15 protein-coding genes and 1 riboswitch are annotated in these 14,795 nt (G+C 62.3%); of the genes, 7 read left to right on the top strand and 8 right to left on the bottom strand.

The window, feature by feature from the left end; all coding sequences use genetic code 11:
- Positions 1 to 146 precede the first annotated feature (146 nt).
- The 3 genes from groL to GA829_RS25805 form a co-directional block, all read right to left on the bottom strand.
- Complete coding sequence (groL, locus tag GA829_RS25815) at positions 147 to 1,802, bottom strand: chaperonin GroEL (protein ID WP_195175410.1); 1,656 nt, start codon at positions 1,800 to 1,802, stop codon at positions 147 to 149.
- Positions 1,803 to 1,864: 62 nt separating this feature from the next.
- Positions 1,865 to 2,161 (bottom strand): co-chaperone GroES, encoded by a 297-nt coding sequence (gene groES / locus GA829_RS25810; protein ID WP_006203049.1) that lies wholly within the window; start codon positions 2,159 to 2,161, stop codon positions 1,865 to 1,867.
- A gap of 183 nt (positions 2,162 to 2,344) precedes the next feature.
- Complete coding sequence (locus tag GA829_RS25805; RefSeq protein WP_195175409.1) at positions 2,345 to 2,971, bottom strand: TetR/AcrR family transcriptional regulator; 627 nt, start codon at positions 2,969 to 2,971, stop codon at positions 2,345 to 2,347.
- A 124-nt stretch (positions 2,972 to 3,095) separates the two neighbouring features.
- Between GA829_RS25805 and GA829_RS25800 the strand changes: the two genes are divergently transcribed.
- Genes GA829_RS25800 through GA829_RS25790 form a run of 3 tightly spaced genes read left to right on the top strand, consistent with a single transcriptional unit; the run spans position 3,096 to position 6,702 of the window.
- A complete protein-coding gene (locus GA829_RS25800; RefSeq protein WP_195175408.1) occupies positions 3,096 to 4,280 on the top strand; it encodes an MFS transporter in 1,185 nt (394 codons plus the stop codon).
- A gap of 11 nt (positions 4,281 to 4,291) precedes the next feature.
- Positions 4,292 to 5,572: a D-arabinono-1,4-lactone oxidase gene (locus GA829_RS25795; RefSeq protein ID WP_195175407.1), complete on the top strand. Its 1,281-nt coding sequence runs from the start codon at positions 4,292 to 4,294 to the stop codon at positions 5,570 to 5,572.
- Positions 5,569 to 6,702: an alanine racemase gene (locus GA829_RS25790; protein WP_195175406.1), complete on the top strand. Its 1,134-nt coding sequence runs from the start codon at positions 5,569 to 5,571 to the stop codon at positions 6,700 to 6,702. Before GA829_RS25795 ends, GA829_RS25790 begins: the two co-directional genes overlap by 4 nt.
- On the opposite strand, the gene GA829_RS25785 is transcribed toward GA829_RS25790, so the two are convergent.
- The gene (locus GA829_RS25785; protein ID WP_195175405.1) at positions 6,703 to 7,536 is read right to left on the bottom strand and encodes an AraC family transcriptional regulator; all 834 of its coding nucleotides are present in this window, start codon (positions 7,534 to 7,536) and stop codon (positions 6,703 to 6,705) included. It abuts the gene before it with no gap.
- 293 nt (positions 7,537 to 7,829) lie between these two features.
- Positions 7,830 to 8,035, top strand: a riboswitch (cobalamin riboswitch).
- Between the two features lie 7 nt (positions 8,036 to 8,042).
- Here GA829_RS25785 and GA829_RS25780 point away from each other — a divergent pair.
- From GA829_RS25780 to GA829_RS25765, 4 genes are all read left to right on the top strand, one after another.
- Positions 8,043 to 8,525 carry a DUF1636 family protein gene (locus tag GA829_RS25780; RefSeq protein WP_308462137.1) on the top strand — a complete coding sequence of 161 codons (483 nt, stop codon included), beginning with the start codon at positions 8,043 to 8,045 and terminating at the stop codon, positions 8,523 to 8,525.
- On the top strand, positions 8,522 to 9,310 hold the full coding sequence (locus GA829_RS25775) for an ABC transporter ATP-binding protein (RefSeq protein WP_195175403.1): 789 nt from the start codon (positions 8,522 to 8,524) through the stop codon (positions 9,308 to 9,310). The genes GA829_RS25780 and GA829_RS25775 overlap by 4 nt, the downstream gene beginning before the upstream one ends.
- Before the next feature lie 46 nt (positions 9,311 to 9,356).
- Entirely contained in the window at positions 9,357 to 10,304 is a 948-nt protein-coding gene (locus GA829_RS25770; protein ID WP_195175402.1) for an ABC transporter substrate-binding protein, read from the top strand.
- A 74-nt stretch (positions 10,305 to 10,378) separates the two neighbouring features.
- Complete coding sequence (locus GA829_RS25765; protein WP_195175401.1) at positions 10,379 to 11,425, top strand: FecCD family ABC transporter permease; 1,047 nt, start codon at positions 10,379 to 10,381, stop codon at positions 11,423 to 11,425.
- A 7-nt stretch (positions 11,426 to 11,432) separates the two neighbouring features.
- Here the strand turns inward: GA829_RS25765 and GA829_RS25760 are convergent, their stop codons facing one another.
- Genes GA829_RS25760 through GA829_RS25745 form a run of 4 tightly spaced genes read right to left on the bottom strand, consistent with a single transcriptional unit; the run spans position 11,433 to position 14,792 of the window.
- Entirely contained in the window at positions 11,433 to 12,368 is a 936-nt protein-coding gene (locus GA829_RS25760) for a phosphatidate cytidylyltransferase (RefSeq protein WP_195175400.1), read from the bottom strand.
- On the bottom strand, positions 12,368 to 13,030 hold the full coding sequence (locus GA829_RS25755) for a lysophospholipid acyltransferase family protein (protein WP_195175399.1): 663 nt from the start codon (positions 13,028 to 13,030) through the stop codon (positions 12,368 to 12,370). Before GA829_RS25755 ends, GA829_RS25760 begins: the two co-directional genes overlap by 1 nt.
- The gene (locus GA829_RS25750; RefSeq protein ID WP_195175398.1) at positions 13,027 to 13,470 is read right to left on the bottom strand and encodes a hypothetical protein; all 444 of its coding nucleotides are present in this window, start codon (positions 13,468 to 13,470) and stop codon (positions 13,027 to 13,029) included. The genes GA829_RS25755 and GA829_RS25750 overlap by 4 nt, the downstream gene beginning before the upstream one ends.
- Positions 13,467 to 14,792 carry a phosphatase PAP2/dual specificity phosphatase family protein gene (locus GA829_RS25745; RefSeq protein WP_195175397.1) on the bottom strand — a complete coding sequence of 442 codons (1,326 nt, stop codon included), beginning with the start codon at positions 14,790 to 14,792 and terminating at the stop codon, positions 13,467 to 13,469. The genes GA829_RS25750 and GA829_RS25745 overlap by 4 nt, the downstream gene beginning before the upstream one ends.
- Positions 14,793 to 14,795: the final 3 nt, after the last annotated feature.

Raw genomic sequence — 14,795 nt, 5'->3', positions numbered from 1 at the left:
CGTCGCCCGCTGGCCCCCGCCGGCGGGCTCTTTTTTCCGCGATCGGGTTGAAGCCTAGGCTCGGAGATTTGACGCTGCTCTGAACAACGAGAAAGGGCGGCATCGCTGCCGCCCTTTCCGTAGCTGAATGCGGATGGAAGCGTGGATTAGAAATCCATACCGCCCATACCGCCCATGCCGCCGCCCATGCCGCCAGGCATGCCGCCGCCGCCGCCAGAGTCCTTCTTCGGAGCTTCAGCGATCATGGCTTCGGTGGTGACGAGCAGGCCGGCAACCGAGGCTGCGTCCTGAAGAGCGGTACGAACGACCTTGACCGGATCGACGATACCCATGGCGATCATGTCGCCATATTCGCCAGTCTGGGCGTTGTAGCCGAAGGTCGCGCCCTTGTTCTCAAGGATCTTGCCAGCAACGATCGATGCTTCCGCACCGGCGTTCGCAGCGATCTGGCGGGCCGGAGCCTGCAGCGCGCGGCGCACGATGTTGATGCCGGCAGCCTGGTCGGCGTTGATGCCGGTGGCCTTGATGTTGGCCGAAGCGCGCAGCAGGGCAACACCACCGCCAGCGACAATGCCTTCTTCCACGGCCGCACGGGTCGCGTTGAGGGCGTCATCGACGCGGTCCTTCTTTTCCTTGACTTCGATCTCGGTCGCACCGCCGACGCGGATCACCGCAACGCCGCCGGCGAGCTTCGCCAGACGTTCCTGCAGCTTCTCCTTGTCGTAGTCCGAAGTGGTCTCTTCGATCTGCTGCTTGATCTGGGCAACGCGGCCCTGGATCTCGGCCTTCTTGCCGGCGCCGTCGACGATGGTGGTGTTCTCCTTGGAGATCGACACCTTCTTGGCGCGGCCGAGCATGTTGAGGCCAACGTTCTCGAGCTTGATGCCGAGGTCTTCGGAGATGACCTGGCCACCGGTGAGGATGGCGATGTCTTCCAGCATGGCCTTGCGGCGATCACCGAAGCCCGGCGCCTTGACGGCGGCGATCTTCAGGCCACCACGCAGCTTGTTGACGACCAGCGTGGCCAGGGCCTCGCCTTCGACGTCTTCCGAGATGATGAGCAGCGGCTTCGAGGTCTGCACGACGGCTTCGAGAACCGGCAGCATGGCCTGGAGGTTGGAGAGCTTCTTCTCGTGCAGGAGGATGTAGACGTCCTCGAGCTCAGCAACCATCTTGTCGGCGTTGGTGACGAAGTAAGGCGAGAGGTAGCCGCGGTCGAACTGCATGCCTTCGACGACTTCCAGCTCGGTCTCGGCGGTCTTGGCTTCCTCAACCGTGATGACGCCTTCGTTGCCGACCTTCTGCATCGCTTCCGCGATCATCTTGCCGACCGACTCGTCGCCATTGGCCGAGATCGTGCCGACCTGGGCAACTTCCTCGGAGGTCTTGATCTTCTTGGCAGCCTTGCCGAGAGCCGCGACGACTTCGGTCACGGCCAGGTCGATGCCGCGCTTCAGGTCCATCGGGTTCATGCCGGCGGCAACGGCCTTGTGGCCTTCCTGGACGATCGACTGCGCCAGAACGGTCGCGGTCGTGGTGCCGTCGCCGGCGATGTCGTTGGTCTTCGAAGCGACTTCGCGGACCATCTGCGCGCCCATGTTCTCGAACTTGTCTTCAAGTTCGATTTCCTTGGCGACGGTGACGCCGTCCTTGGTGATGCGCGGGGCGCCGAACGACTTGTCGATGACGACGTTGCGGCCCTTGGGGCCAAGCGTGACCTTCACCGCGTCAGCGAGGATGTTGACGCCGCGCAGCATGCGCTCGCGGGCGTCACGGGAGAATTTTACGTCTTTAGCAGCCATTGTTAGCTCCTGTCGGGGCTTTGAGTTCAAGCCCGAAATTCAGTTGACGGTGAGGCCGATATTCAGCCGATGATGCCCATGATGTCGGATTCCTTCATGATCAGAAGGTCTTCGCCATTGAGCTTGACTTCGGTGCCCGACCACTTGCCGAACAAGATGCGGTCGCCAGCCTTGACGTCCAGCGGGACCAGCTTGCCAGCTTCGTCGCGAGCGCCGGAGCCGACGGCGATGATTTCGCCTTCCTGCGGCTTTTCCTTCGCCGTATCCGGGATAATGATCCCGCCGGCGGTCTTGGATTCGGATTCGACCCGGCGAACGACCACGCGGTCATGAAGCGGGCGGAACTTCGACTTTGCCATTTTTACTTCCTCGATGAGAATGGTGAGAACAGTTCCTCCGTCCGGCAAAGCCGGACAATCCATGAAAGCCCGGCGAACCGGACAATCGGTTAGCACTCACTAAAGGCGAGTGCTAACGTGGCGGTGAGATAGGCTTGTGGCTTGCCAGAGTCAAGGATCGGACGGATTTTCGTTCCGCGATCCCTAAAGAAAAAGCCGTAACTGGATGTGGATGATCGACCTGTAGTCCTCGATCGTCTTGCGGCCTTCTTTTTCGTCCTGGGTAAGCGCCAGGCGTACTACACCGCCAGCAAGCTGGAAGATCAGGAAAACGATCCGCCCGAACTGCTCGCGTCTGTCTGGATCAAGGAGAGGGGCGACCTGATCGTAGAACATGTTCGCCTGTCGCCGGGTTTCAGCGATATCGAGATTCTGCAGAGCCTTGTCGGCCTGGATCGCGTTCTGCAGGTCCTGGATGGCGGGGTCGCTCGCGACGCGCTCATAGTAGTCGTCAAGCAACCGGTCGGCGGCGCCAATGACATCGTCAACGCGGCTTAAGTCGGCGATGATCGCTGTCAGCCGTGCGCGGCTGACTTCTGAGAACCGCTCGTAGAGCATCGCCAGGATCGCCGATTTGTTGGGGAAATAGTGATAGACGGTGGCGATCGGCCCGCCGGCCAGCAAGCCCACTTCCTTCATGGTGACGGCATCGATGCCCTTTTCGCCAATCAGCCGCATCGTCGTCGACAGGATGGCATCGATGCGCTCGCGGCTGCGCTCCTGCTTCGGTTTGCGCCTGAGCTCGGTTGCCGTTCCCCTTGTTTCCGTCATCCGCCAGATCTCTCGTGGACGTCCAAATTTCTGGTTGACAAGAAACATGATCAAGTATCAGTTTCTGTAATGCTGACAACCTGTCAGATTTTCTGCCGAGCGGCAAGGACGTTGGGAGGCGCCTGTGACGTCAACAGAATCCGCGGTCGCGGATAGCGGCGATTGGCTGGTTGGCAACCCGACGCGCTTGCAACTTGCCTCGGCTCTTTGGGTGGGTTCTGTCGGCCTGCTGATCCTGGGTCTTCAGCCCGTGCTGCTTGGCGCACTTTACACCGAGGGTCATGTCAGAGGCGATGAATTGGCCCTGGTCGCCACGGCGGAGATGATCGCGATTGCGATCGGCTCGGCGGTGTTGGCGATGTTGCTATCCGCACGCAACATGCGCGGGAAAAGTGCTGTCCTTTTGATCCTGCTTGCGGTGGCGAACCTTTGGACGGCTTATGCCACGAGCGCCAACATGCTGATGGCTGCCCGTGCCCTGGCCGGACTGGCCGAGGGTGGCCTGGTCGCGGTCGCCACGGAACTGATCGCCCGTTCGCGGCGGGCCGAGCGCATCGGCGGCTATTTCGTCACCATGCAGACCCTGGCGCAATGTGTTCTTGCCTTGCTGCTGGCGCTCTATGTGATCCCGGCTGCCGGATCGGCGGGGGGCTTCATCGTTCTTGCCATCGTCTGCTTTGCATCGCTGGCGGTCGCCTTCATCGTTCCCGGCGACTACGCCCATCTGCCTAAGGAAGAGAATCTGGCCAATGTGCTGACGGCGCCTTCGATCACCGCTCTGTTGTCGGTCTTCTGCTACTTCATGTTCTTCGGCGCGGTCTGGGCCTTTCTGGAGCCGATCGGCGGACAATTCGGCATTGACGGGCGCACCATTGGCCTGATCGTCTCCGCCAGTCTCGCGGTACAGGTCCTGGGTGCGACGACGGCGACCGTGTTCGAAGCCCGCATTGATTATCGCGTCGCCATCACGGGAATTGGTATCGTCGCGCTGATCAGCTCGCTTGTTCTGGCGAGCGGGCCGGGCATCACGGCATTCTGGGCCGCTGCGCTGGTCATGGGTTTCATCCTCCTGTTCGTCGTGCCCTATCAGATACGGTTGGCAATCACCGCTGACGAGACACGCACGGCCGTGCTGCTGGTGCCGGCCGCGCAGCTTTTTGGCCTGGCGATCGGGCCGGTCGCGGCGTCGTTGCTGATCGACGGCAAGGATTTCCGGCCGGTGCCGGAATTTGCCGCTGCCAGCGCCGCCGCGAGCGTGGCGTTGCTCGGACTGTTTATCCTTGCGTCGCGCCGCCGTGCGATTGCCTGAGAGGGAGCGACATGCCGAACACGTGGAGCAATTGGTCCGGCTTTGTGAAGGCGGAACCGCGGCTGATGGCAAGCCCCGCCGATGCTGGTGAACTTGGCGACCTGGTGCGCACGGCGCCTGGCCCGGTGCGCGTCGTTGGCGCCGGCCATTCCTTCACGCCGCTGGTGAAATCCGAAGGCACCATCCTGTCACTGGAGAAAATCGAAGGGCTGGTGTCGCACGACGCCGAAAGGCATCTTGCGAGAGTACGGGCAGGGACGCGGCTTGGTCCTCTGATGCACATCCTGCAAGGCATTGGCCAGGGCCTGCCCAACATGGGCGATATCGACCGGCAGGCGATCGGCGGAGCCCTGGGCACGGCGACGCATGGTTCGGGGCCGGAACTCGGCGCCTATCACACCCAACTGGAGACGGTGCAGATTGTCGACGGGCACGGTAAATTGCGTGACTTCGATCGGGCAGGGGATCAGGACATGATCCACGCGATCGGCGTGGCGCTCGGCGCCTTCGGTATCTTGACTGAAGTGACGTTGAACAACATCCCGACCTACCGGCTGCGCCGCCGCAAATGGGTGTTGCCGATCGCCGCCATGCTCGCCGATTTCGAAACGATGATGACCGCGCACCGCTCGGCCGAGTTCTATTTCATTCCGTTCTCCGGCTATGCGCAATTCATCGCCAGCGACCTCAGCGACGCCGAAACCACCGAGCGGCCGGCCGAAGAAGACGAGGCAGCGCTGACGACACTGCGCCGGCTGCGAACCGCGCTGGGCTGGCTGCCGTCACTGCGCGGCTGGCTGATCCGCTCGGCAATGGCCAAGCTGCCGGCCGAGGATTACGTGCAGGATTGGCTCAACGTCTATGCCAGCGACCGGCAGACGAAATTCAACGAGATGGAATATCATCTGCCCTTCGAGGAAGGGCCGAAGGCGCTGGCCGAAATCATCGAACTGACCGAGAAGCGCTTCCCGAAAGTTTATTTCCCGATGGAGGTTCGCACCGTCGCAGCCGACGAATTCTGGCTCTCGCCGTTCCACAAGCGGCTGACCTGTTCGATCGCTATCCACCATGATGCGGCCAGCGATCCAATGCCGTTCATGCGAGCCGCCGAGCCGATCTTTCGCAGATATAGCGGGAGGCCGCACTGGGGCAAGATGCACAGCCTCAAGGCGGGGGACCTGAAGAAACTCTATCCGCGCTGGGATGATGCCATGGCGGTGCGGCGCGATATCGATCCCGAAAATCGCTTCGTGTCGCCTTACATGGCCAGTCTGTTCGGCATCGACGGATGAACGGCTATTTCGAGACACTGTCGGCTGGTTTGAAGGCCGCGGGCATCTTCCAGCCCACCTTGCTGCTCGACCTCGACAGGCTGGATCGCAACATCGCTCTGGTCAAACAGAGACTGTCACCCGAACTTGCCGTGCGGCTGGTCGATAAGTCGCTTGGCTGCCTGCCGCTGCTGGCGCATATCGGCAAGGCGATCGGCACCAATCGCTTCATGACCTTTCATCCGCCAATCGCCGAGGCGGTGTTGAACGCATTTCCAGAGGCCGATTTGCTGTTTGGCAAACCCATGCCGGTCGGCGCCGCAAGGGCGGTGCTGACAAAAGGTGCTGCCGACTGGTCGCGCGTCTGCTGGCTGATCGATACGCAGGAGAGACTGGCCGAATACGGTGCGCTGGCGGTCGAACTCAACACCGAACTGCGCATCGCCTTTGAAGTCGATGTCGGGCTGCATCGTGGTGGCTTTGCCAAGCCGGAGGAGTTGAAGCGCCTTTCTCTCGGCAAGCTGCTTCGCTGCGAAGGCATCATGGCCTACGAGGCGCATGCGCCGCACATTCCCGGCCTGTTCGGCGGACCCAAAAGGGCACTGGCAAGCGCATCGGCACAGGCTTCGGCCTTCGTCGATGCCCTTGGCCTGGATGAGCGCCGCATCCTCAACATCGGCGGCAGCAAGACAGCACTTCTGCACCATGGCGGCGTGGCCAATGAAGTGTCTATCGGCTCCGCCTTCGTGCTGCCCAGCGATTTCGATACGCCCGGCCTCGACGGTTTTCAGCCAGCCGCCTCCATCGCGACGCCGATCCTCAAGGTGGCCGAACCGGAATTGCCCGGTTCGGCCGGTTTTTCCCGGACACTGCAGGCGCTCGGCCTGTTTCCGCGCAAAGGCTGCTATCTCTACGGCGGCAGATGGATGGCCGAGCCCGTATTCCCTGCCGGCATGAAGACGAACAGCCTGATCGGCTTGTCGTCCAACCAGCAATTCATGGGCCTGCCCAGCGATGCAACCGCAAGGCCCGGCGACTATGCGTTTCTGCGCCCGACGCAGAGCGAGGCCGTGCTGCAGCAGTTCGGATCGATCGCGGTGTTTTCCGGCGGCGGTATCATCGATCGCTGGCCAGCCTTGCCAATGGCATAGCTAGCCTTTGACTGGTATCCAGATTTCCAGCCCGCCATTGCCGCTGTGGGGGTCGAATTCCGGGCCGTAACGCTCGAACTCGGGCGCGTCTGCTATTTCGTGGCCGGAGGCCGGCAGCCATTTGTTCCAGATCGTGTTGACGGTGCGGCGGATGGTCGAGACGTGCTCGCGGTGGGCGAAGACCGCGTATCTCTGCGCCGGCACGCGCACGCGGAAAAACTCCTTGGGGAGATCGGAAAAGTCCAAGACTTCCACGCCGGCGATGTAATCGAAATTGCCGGCATCGTCGCCGTTGACGCAGACGCCATAAGCAACGTCGCCCGTCTCGCCGGGGATGTTGCCGATATAGGGGCCAAAGCGCTGCCATTGCATCGGGATGGCGGCACTGGTTTCGCAGCTGTAGCGCTCGCCCAAACCGGCGATGAGAAACGGCCGGCTGGTCTCGAAGCGCGGCGGTTCGAGGTTGGAGAGAAAGGACTGGTCCATCAGGATCGGCTCCACGAGATCAAGGTTCTTGAGGGTGCCTTGCGCGCGAACCAGTTCCGGCGTGGTGCCGAACTGGTCACGGAAGGCACGGGTGAACGCCTCATGCGAGTTGTAGCCGGCGTCGAGCGCCACCGAGAGAATGTCGGGAGCCCCGGCGGCGAGCGTGCGTGCGGCCTCGGTCAGCCGGCGCGAGCGCATGTAGCCCATCACCGAGCGGCCGGTGGCAGCGCCGAAGGCCCGCGTCACGTGAAAGCGCGACACGCCGCTGCTTTGCGCTACATCGTCAAGAGTAACAGCTTCCGGCAGGTGGCTTTCGACGAACCACAGCGCTTTCTCGGTTGGGTTCATTCAAGCCTCCTCGCATTTGGCGCAGCCGTTGTGGCACCTGGCTGCCTCGCCGGTTTGATCACAATTGCGCATGGCGCAAAATGCCAACGCATGGCGTCGTGCCAAATGGCGAAGATAGACGTCCTTAGCCGAAAGGGCGCGCCGCGTCGCTGCCCCCGCGATGCCATCACCCTGTCGCCTTTCTGGGAACTGTCCTTCACGACAGGTCGCGCCAGATCTAAAACGTTTGACTGTATTTTTGTATTGTTATAACAGAACAAAACATCGATCTTGCCACGCCGCCAGCCGGCGCTTAGGGTGCGACTCGTGATGGTCCCCAAGCTGAAAGGCGCGGGGTGAAAAGGGAACACGGTGAGATCCGATTGGGTTGATGCCGTGGCTGCCCCCGCAACTGTAAGCGGCGAGCAAAATCCGAAATGCCACTGGCCGGCAAGGCTGGGAAGGCAGGATGGCGCTAAGACCCGCGAGCCAGGAGACCTGCCATCAGCATGAGTTGACCGGACGGGGTGTGCCGGGAGGAGACGCGGGGTCCAGGTCTTGTCGGCCGGTCCTCTAGCCTCTTTCCCGTCGCCAGTTTTGAAAGTGACGGAAAGTTGGAAGGCCTCATACCCATCCACCGCATCATTGTGTGCGCGCTTTGCCGCGACCCCGCGACTGGGGTCAGAACGGGCGAAGGGCTGTGCGCCGATCTGCGTTCCAGGTTCTCGGCACATGACGACCTTGACATGGCGCGCGGCTTTGCGGTGGAGGAGGTCGCCTGTATGGCGGGCTGTGACAGGCCGCTCACGGTTGCCTTCCAGGCTGAGGGCAAGGCCGCCTATCTCTTCGGTTCCATCGACGTAGGGACGGATGTTGACGGCCTGGTGGAGTTCGCGAAACTCTATCATTCGCTGGCCGACGGCTGGAGCAATTCCGGGCAGCGCCCTGCGGGTCTGGCGGGCAAGACCCTGGCGCGGATTCCGGCATCTCCGATCAGGAGGATCCCATGACCACGCCGCTTCTCGACGCGAAGGACCTGACCGCAACGGCGAACGGCCAGCATCTGGTGCAAGCGGTGAGCTTTTCGGTAGCTGCCGGCGATCGGCTTGCCATCATTGGCCCGAACGGCGCCGGCAAGACAACGCTTCTGCGCATGCTGGCCGGTCTGCTCCAGCCTAGCTCAGGTGAGGTGAGGCTTTCCGGCCGAAGGCTGGACAGAATTGCTGCCGCCGAACGCGCCTTGCACATAGCTGTCGTCGGTCAGACCGATCAGCCCGATCCTCGGCTTGCGGTCATCGACTATGTCGAGCTTGGCCGGGTCCCGCATGCAGGACTTGGCCGGCGCGGCGAAGAGCACGATATCGTCGTTGATGCGTTGCGCAGGACCGGCCTGCTGCCATTGCTTGGCCGCACCATCGGCTCGCTGTCGGGAGGTGAACGCCAGCGTGCCCAATTGGCGCGCGCCATCGCCCAGCAGCCGAAGATACTGTTCCTTGACGAGCCGACCAATCATCTTGATCCGCGCGCCCGCAGCGAATTGCTCGAACTGGTGGCCGGGTTCGACATGACAGTGATCGCTGTGCTGCACGATCTGGCCCTGGTCGCACCGTTTGCCACAAGGGTGGCGGTGATGAACAAGACCCGCCTGCAGGCACTCGCCGGGCCGCGCGAGGCGCTGACCCAGCAGTTGATCCGCGACATTTTCGGCGTCGATGTGCTGCGCTTGCGGCATCCGACCGAGGACCGCGAACTGACGGTGTTCGAGGTTCCCAATCGGGCTTCCTCCCCGCCCTGATCGATCCGGTAGCCATCCAACCCAATTCAACAAAGGAGCAACATCCGTGAAACGCCTTGCCTTGTCTCTTGCCTTCTCGCTGCTGGCCTCGACCGCCTTCGCTTTCCCGGTCACGGTCGACAGCTGCGGCAAGCCGCTGACCTTCGACGCCGCACCCAAGCGCGCCGTCATCCATGACCTGAACATGGCCGAGATGGCCTTTGCGCTTGGGCTGCAACCGTCGATCGTCGGTCTGACCGGCATCACCGGATGGTACAAGGTCGGCCCGGAATTCAAGGCTGAACAGGGAGCGATCCCGGAACTGGCGCCGAAATATCCGACGCTTGAAAACCTCGTCGCGGTCGAGCCCGATTTCTTCTTCGCCGGCTGGTACTACGGCATGAAGCCGGGCGGCGAGGTGACGCCCGACACGCTCGCCCCGCATGGTATCAGGACGCTGGTGCTGACGGAAAGCTGCGTCCATCTCGACAAGAACCGTCCCGCCGCCTCGATGGACCTGCTCTATGGCGACATCGAAAAGCTGGGCAAGATCTTTGGCAAGGACGCCGAGGCCGAAAAGCTGGTTTCCGGCTGGAAGACCCAGCTCGCCGAGATCACCGCCAAGGTTGGCGACCGCAAGGGAACGCGGGTATTCCTCTATGATTCCGGTGAGGACAAGCCGTTCACAGCCGGCAAGTTCGCCATTCCAAGCGCCATGATTACCGCTGCCGGTGGTGACAACATCATGGCCGACATGGACACCAGCTGGGGCAACACGGACTGGGAAACGGTGGCGTCGCGCAATCCGCAATTCCTGATCCTGCTCGATTACCAGGATGGCGGCGGCTACAAGAAACTGCTCGATTTCCTCAAGGCCCATCCTGCCATGAAAGAAACCGACGCGGTCAAGAACGAGCGCTTCGTCGCGTTGCGTTATGCCGAACTGACGCCTGGGCCGGCCAACATCGAAGCGATCGACAAGATCGCCAAGGCCATGCACCCGGAAGCTTTCTGATGCAGGTCGCCCAAAAGTGCGCAGCGGTTTTGGGGCGACGACAAGCATGAAACAAGACCTTGAAAGCGCATCGCATGAATCCTGACAAACGCGATGCGCTTTCAGGCTCGCGCCACAAAGCATTCGCACCGGCCATGCTGGCGGGAGCGGTGGCGATCGCCGCTCTCGCCTTGCTGTCGATTGCCTATGGCTCGACGCTGATACCGCTGACCGATGTTGTGGCTGGACTTGGCCATGGCATCGGATTGGGCGGGCATGAGGTGTCCGGCCCGGTCGGCAAGATCGTCGTCGATCTCAGGCTGCCGCGCACCATCCTCGCCATCTGCGTCGGTGGTGGCCTGGGCGTCGTTGGCGCGCTGTTGCAGACAGTGACGCGCAATGACCTTGCCGACCCCTTCCTGTTCGGCCTTTCGTCGGGGGCCGCCGCGGGTGCTGTCTCCGTCATCACCATCTTTGGCGACAGTTTTGGCATCTGGACGCTGCCGGTCGCCGCCTTCACCGGCGGCATCCTGGCCGCCTGCGTCGTGCTTTTGCTGGTGGCGCGGGTGAGGGGGCAAGGCCCTGAAAGGCTGATCCTTGCCGGACTTGCCGTCTCCTTCATGTTCACCGCCTTGACCAATTATCTGGTCTTCGCCGGTGATCAGCGTGCCGCTCATTCGGTGCTGTTCTGGACGATGGGCGGGCTCGGCCTAGCGCGCTGGGACAATATCTGGCTCGGTGCGCTGGGGTCGGGAACCATTCTTGCCTACGCGCTGTGGAACCACCGCAGGCTCGACGCTTTCCTGGCCGGCGAAAACGCCGCCGAAAGCCTCGGCGTGCCGGTCGCGCGCATGCGCAGGACGACATTCCTCGTCGCGGCCTTTTCGACCGCGATCCTGGTCTCGGTGGCAGGCGTCATCGGCTTCGTCGGCCTGATGATCCCGCATCTGTCGCGGCCGCTGGCCGGTCCATTGCATCTGCGCCTGGTCGCAAGCTGCGCCGTCCTGGGCGCGGTCCTGTTGTTGGCGAGTGATCTTCTGGCACGAACGCTGTTGCCGCCGCAGGAACTGCCAATCGGCATCATCACCAGCTCTGTCGGCGCCTTCTTCGTCGTCACCATGCTGATCCGCAATCGTCTGTGATTGAGGCTCAAACCGTCCAGAAGTAGCGCACGATGTGAAAGAAGATCGGTGCTGCGAAGACCAGGCTGTCGGTGCGGTCCATCATGCCGCCATGGCCTTCGATCAGATGGCCCCAGTCCTTGACGCCCTGGTCGCGCTTGATGGCCGAGGCGACCAGGCCGCCCAGAAACCCCATCAGGCAGGCGATGAAGGCGACCCCTGCTGCTTGCAGCGGCGAGAACGGCGTGACGAACGACAGGAGCGCGCCAAGCAGGCTCGCCGACACCAGCCCGCCGATCAGGCCTTCCCAGGTCTTGGATGGTGACACGGTCGGCGAAAACCGGTGCTTTCCAAACAGCTTGCCGAAAATATACTGCAGCACGTCGCTGCCTTGCACGACGATGATCAGGAAGGCGATCAGCAACAGGTTGCGGCCTTCGAAGCCCGGCACCTCGAGGGTCAGCAGCGCCGGCACATGGCTGACGCAGTAGACCGAGATCATCACCGCCCATTGCTGCGCGGCGATGCGTTCGAGAAAGCGTTCGGTATCGCCATGCAGTGCGGTGATCGCTGGCATCAGCAAGAAACAGTAGACCGGAATGAAGATGACGAAGAGCCCGTACCAGGCCGTCCACACCAGCCAGTACTGGAACGGGATGATGATGCCGAACATGCCAAGCAGCACCCAGTGATCGCTGCGGCGGGTATGCGTCAGCGTCACGAATTCGCGCAGCGCGGCGAAGGAAATCAGCGCGAACAGGATGGTCATGCCGTAACGGCCGAAGAAGAAAGCAACTGTCATCAACGCCACCATCACCCACCAGGCGTTGATGCGCTGGGTGAGATTGACCAGCGTCGAGCTGAGCGGCTTTGGCGCGCGCGCCGAGAGTATGGCGGCGACAATGCTGGCGGTGGTCAGCACCACGAGAAGACCAATGATGAGGATCGAGATTTCGTGGCGCATCAATCGTCTCGCTCGGGGCGCGGGTTGAGCGCAAGCAGTGCCGCGTGGGCGCGGTTGAGGAAACCGCGGCGCTCTTCGCCAGGGGCGACCGCCACCGGCGCGCCGAAAACCACGCGGCACAACAGTGGCACAGGCAGGAACTGTCCCTTGGGCAGCACGCGCGACATGTTCTCAATCCAGCACGGGATCAGCTCGACATCTGGGCGCGCGATCGACAGATTGTAGAGCCCGGAGCGGAAGTTGAGCAGCGGCTCCTCGGTCATGTTGCGGGTGCCCTCGGGAAAGAGGATCAGCGAATGACCCTGATCGAGAACCGACAGCATGATCTCGATCGGGTTCTCTTCAGGCTTTGTCCATTGCCGGCTGATCAGCACCGACGACAGCATGTCCTCGGCGATAAAACGGCGCAGCCGCGACTTTCCCCAATACTCGCCGGCGGCAACCGCATGGGTCATCGCGCGCTCTTTTTCCGAGAGACAGGCCGACAGCAGGATGAAGTCGCCATGGCTGGTGTGATTGGCGAAATAGATGCGCTGCCGCTCCGACGGTAGGCTGCCGTTCCAGATTGGCCGCACACCGGTCACTGCCCAGGCCATCGCCGACAGGCCGACGGACGTTGCCGTCTGCAGCAAGGTGAAGGTTTTGAGCGAAAGCCTGTTCATAGCGGCGCCCAGAATGCCGCGGCGAAAAGCATCGCCACGAACAGGCCGAAAGCAATCCGCTGCTTGAAAAGCAGCCGGCGCGTGCCCGCCATCCGATCATCGAGCAGTCGGGTGGTGGACGGGGAGGGCTTGAGGCGCATGCGCGCCAGGAGACCATCCACTGCTGCACCGCCCGACGCATCGTCACCATGGCTGGCCATGATCCTGAACAGCAGCGCGTCGAATGCCAGCAGAGTGGAGAACGCAAGCACGGCCACCGCACTTGCAGCGGCGAGCGACAGTGCGATATCGGCGTGCCGGGAGGCAAATGCGCCGCGCGCCGAGGCCGCCAGTGGCGTAAGGATATTCGCGGCCACCACCAATGCGGCCGGCCAGGCTGCCTGCCGCATCAGCATGCGTGCGAAGCGCTCTGTTCTATCCTGATAGGCATTGCCGGTCATGATGCCGTCCGTTCCGTCGCGCCGGCGATATGGACGGGCCGGCCGGCGGCAGTGAGCATACGCAGCGCGATCGCCGGTGTTTGCGCTCTGCCGGTGACCACCAGCCATTCCGCGACGACGCCGGCACTGCGCTGGAAGCCGAGCGCGCAGCAGACCAGCACCGTGCCGATGGGCCGGACGCTCTCCAGGGTGCCTGCCGCTTGTTGCTGTAGCGTGCCTGACGGCGGCAACAGATCAATCATTGGAAAGCTGATCCAATTGCAGGCAGCGCCCGAGGGTTTTTCAAGCTCCGCGGCGAGGTCGATGACCGTACCAAAACTATTGGCTTCGTGGGCCGTCGGAAAGCGGCCGAGGAAAACACCATCGGCAATCGCGACTTGTGGGGGAAGTTTGCGAGTCCAGGCCCACATGTTCACCCTGGCGCCGAGACGGTAAGGCGAAAGAAGAATACGGCTGGCCAGCGTGACAGTGCCGTCGGCGGATTTCTGGAACACGCGTGCTCCTGCTCCGGCATAACCGAAGGCGACGATCGCGAGCGCCAGCGCCGGCCACAGCAGGACGAGCCAAAACGCTGAACACAACGTGCCAGCAACGGCCGCCGCCAGCATCAGCGCGGATCCGGCGGTATAGTAGATCGTCAGGCGTCGCGCCTTTGGGTCGCTGGTTAGCCGGGCGCCTGAAAACGGCAAGTCACCGCCGCGCGGAAACAGCCACAGGGCAAAAAAACCCAGCAGGGCACCGGTCGGGATGTCGATGAAATGATGCTGCCATGTCGTCAGCACAGAAGCGCCAATCAGGAAGCACCAGACATGCCAGACCGGCAAGACAGGGCCTTTCAGCCGGAGGCGCCAGTGGTCCCAGATGATCATGAGCAATGCAATGTGCAGCGATGGCGCCTGGTTGAAAGGCTTGTCGAAGCCGCCAAGCACGGCAAACAGAAAGCCCGGCAGGCCTGACGTGGCCGGCCGCACGAAGGTCGCGGTCAGCGGAAACAGGATGAAACAGGCGACGGCGACGAGCTGCGCTGTAAGATAACGGCCAGCGAGGCGGTTGACGCCTTGCCTGGTTTCGTTGAGCAGCAGCGATAGCCCGTAGAAAAGGTTGATCGACCAGTAAGGCACGATGGTCCAGGCAACAAATGGGATGCTGTGCTCCCACGAGAACACGATGCTGCCGACATCATCGCGCCGCGACGCCAAGTAGTTGGCATAACCGTAGCTGAGGTAGAAGAACGGCGCCAGGAAGGCCAGCCACAAGGCTGCCCTTACCACGACCTGTCCATAAGGTTCGGTGCGTGGCGTTGATAAAAGCGATGACACCATCTT

Origin of the sequence: Mesorhizobium sp. INR15, assembly GCF_015500075.1 — a bacterium.
Taxonomy (GTDB): domain Bacteria; phylum Pseudomonadota; class Alphaproteobacteria; order Rhizobiales; family Rhizobiaceae; genus Mesorhizobium.
This window is presented reverse-complemented; position numbering and strand designations above follow the sequence as displayed.

What these genes read in the sequence shown, in the direction of transcription:
- groL (WP_195175410.1), bottom strand. Translation starts at nt 1,802, where the DNA reads ATGGCTGCTAAAGACGTAAAATTCTCCCGTGACGCCCGCGAGCGCATG.
- GA829_RS25785 (WP_195175405.1), bottom strand. Translation starts at nt 7,536, where the DNA reads ATGAACCCAACCGAGAAAGCGCTGTGGTTCGTCGAAAGCCACCTGCCG.
- GA829_RS25790 (WP_195175406.1), top strand. Translation starts at nt 5,569, where the DNA reads ATGAACGGCTATTTCGAGACACTGTCGGCTGGTTTGAAGGCCGCGGGC.
- GA829_RS25745 (WP_195175397.1), bottom strand. Translation starts at nt 14,792, where the DNA reads ATGGTGTCATCGCTTTTATCAACGCCACGCACCGAACCTTATGGACAG.
- groES (WP_006203049.1), bottom strand. Translation starts at nt 2,161, where the DNA reads ATGGCAAAGTCGAAGTTCCGCCCGCTTCATGACCGCGTGGTCGTTCGC.
- GA829_RS25795 (WP_195175407.1), top strand. Translation starts at nt 4,292, where the DNA reads ATGCCGAACACGTGGAGCAATTGGTCCGGCTTTGTGAAGGCGGAACCG.
- GA829_RS25775 (WP_195175403.1), top strand. Translation starts at nt 8,522, where the DNA reads ATGACCACGCCGCTTCTCGACGCGAAGGACCTGACCGCAACGGCGAAC.
- GA829_RS25765 (WP_195175401.1), top strand. Translation starts at nt 10,379, where the DNA reads ATGAATCCTGACAAACGCGATGCGCTTTCAGGCTCGCGCCACAAAGCA.
- GA829_RS25805 (WP_195175409.1), bottom strand. Translation starts at nt 2,971, where the DNA reads ATGACGGAAACAAGGGGAACGGCAACCGAGCTCAGGCGCAAACCGAAG.
- GA829_RS25760 (WP_195175400.1), bottom strand. Translation starts at nt 12,368, where the DNA reads ATGCGCCACGAAATCTCGATCCTCATCATTGGTCTTCTCGTGGTGCTG.
- GA829_RS25750 (WP_195175398.1), bottom strand. Translation starts at nt 13,470, where the DNA reads ATGACCGGCAATGCCTATCAGGATAGAACAGAGCGCTTCGCACGCATG.
- GA829_RS25755 (WP_195175399.1), bottom strand. Translation starts at nt 13,030, where the DNA reads ATGAACAGGCTTTCGCTCAAAACCTTCACCTTGCTGCAGACGGCAACG.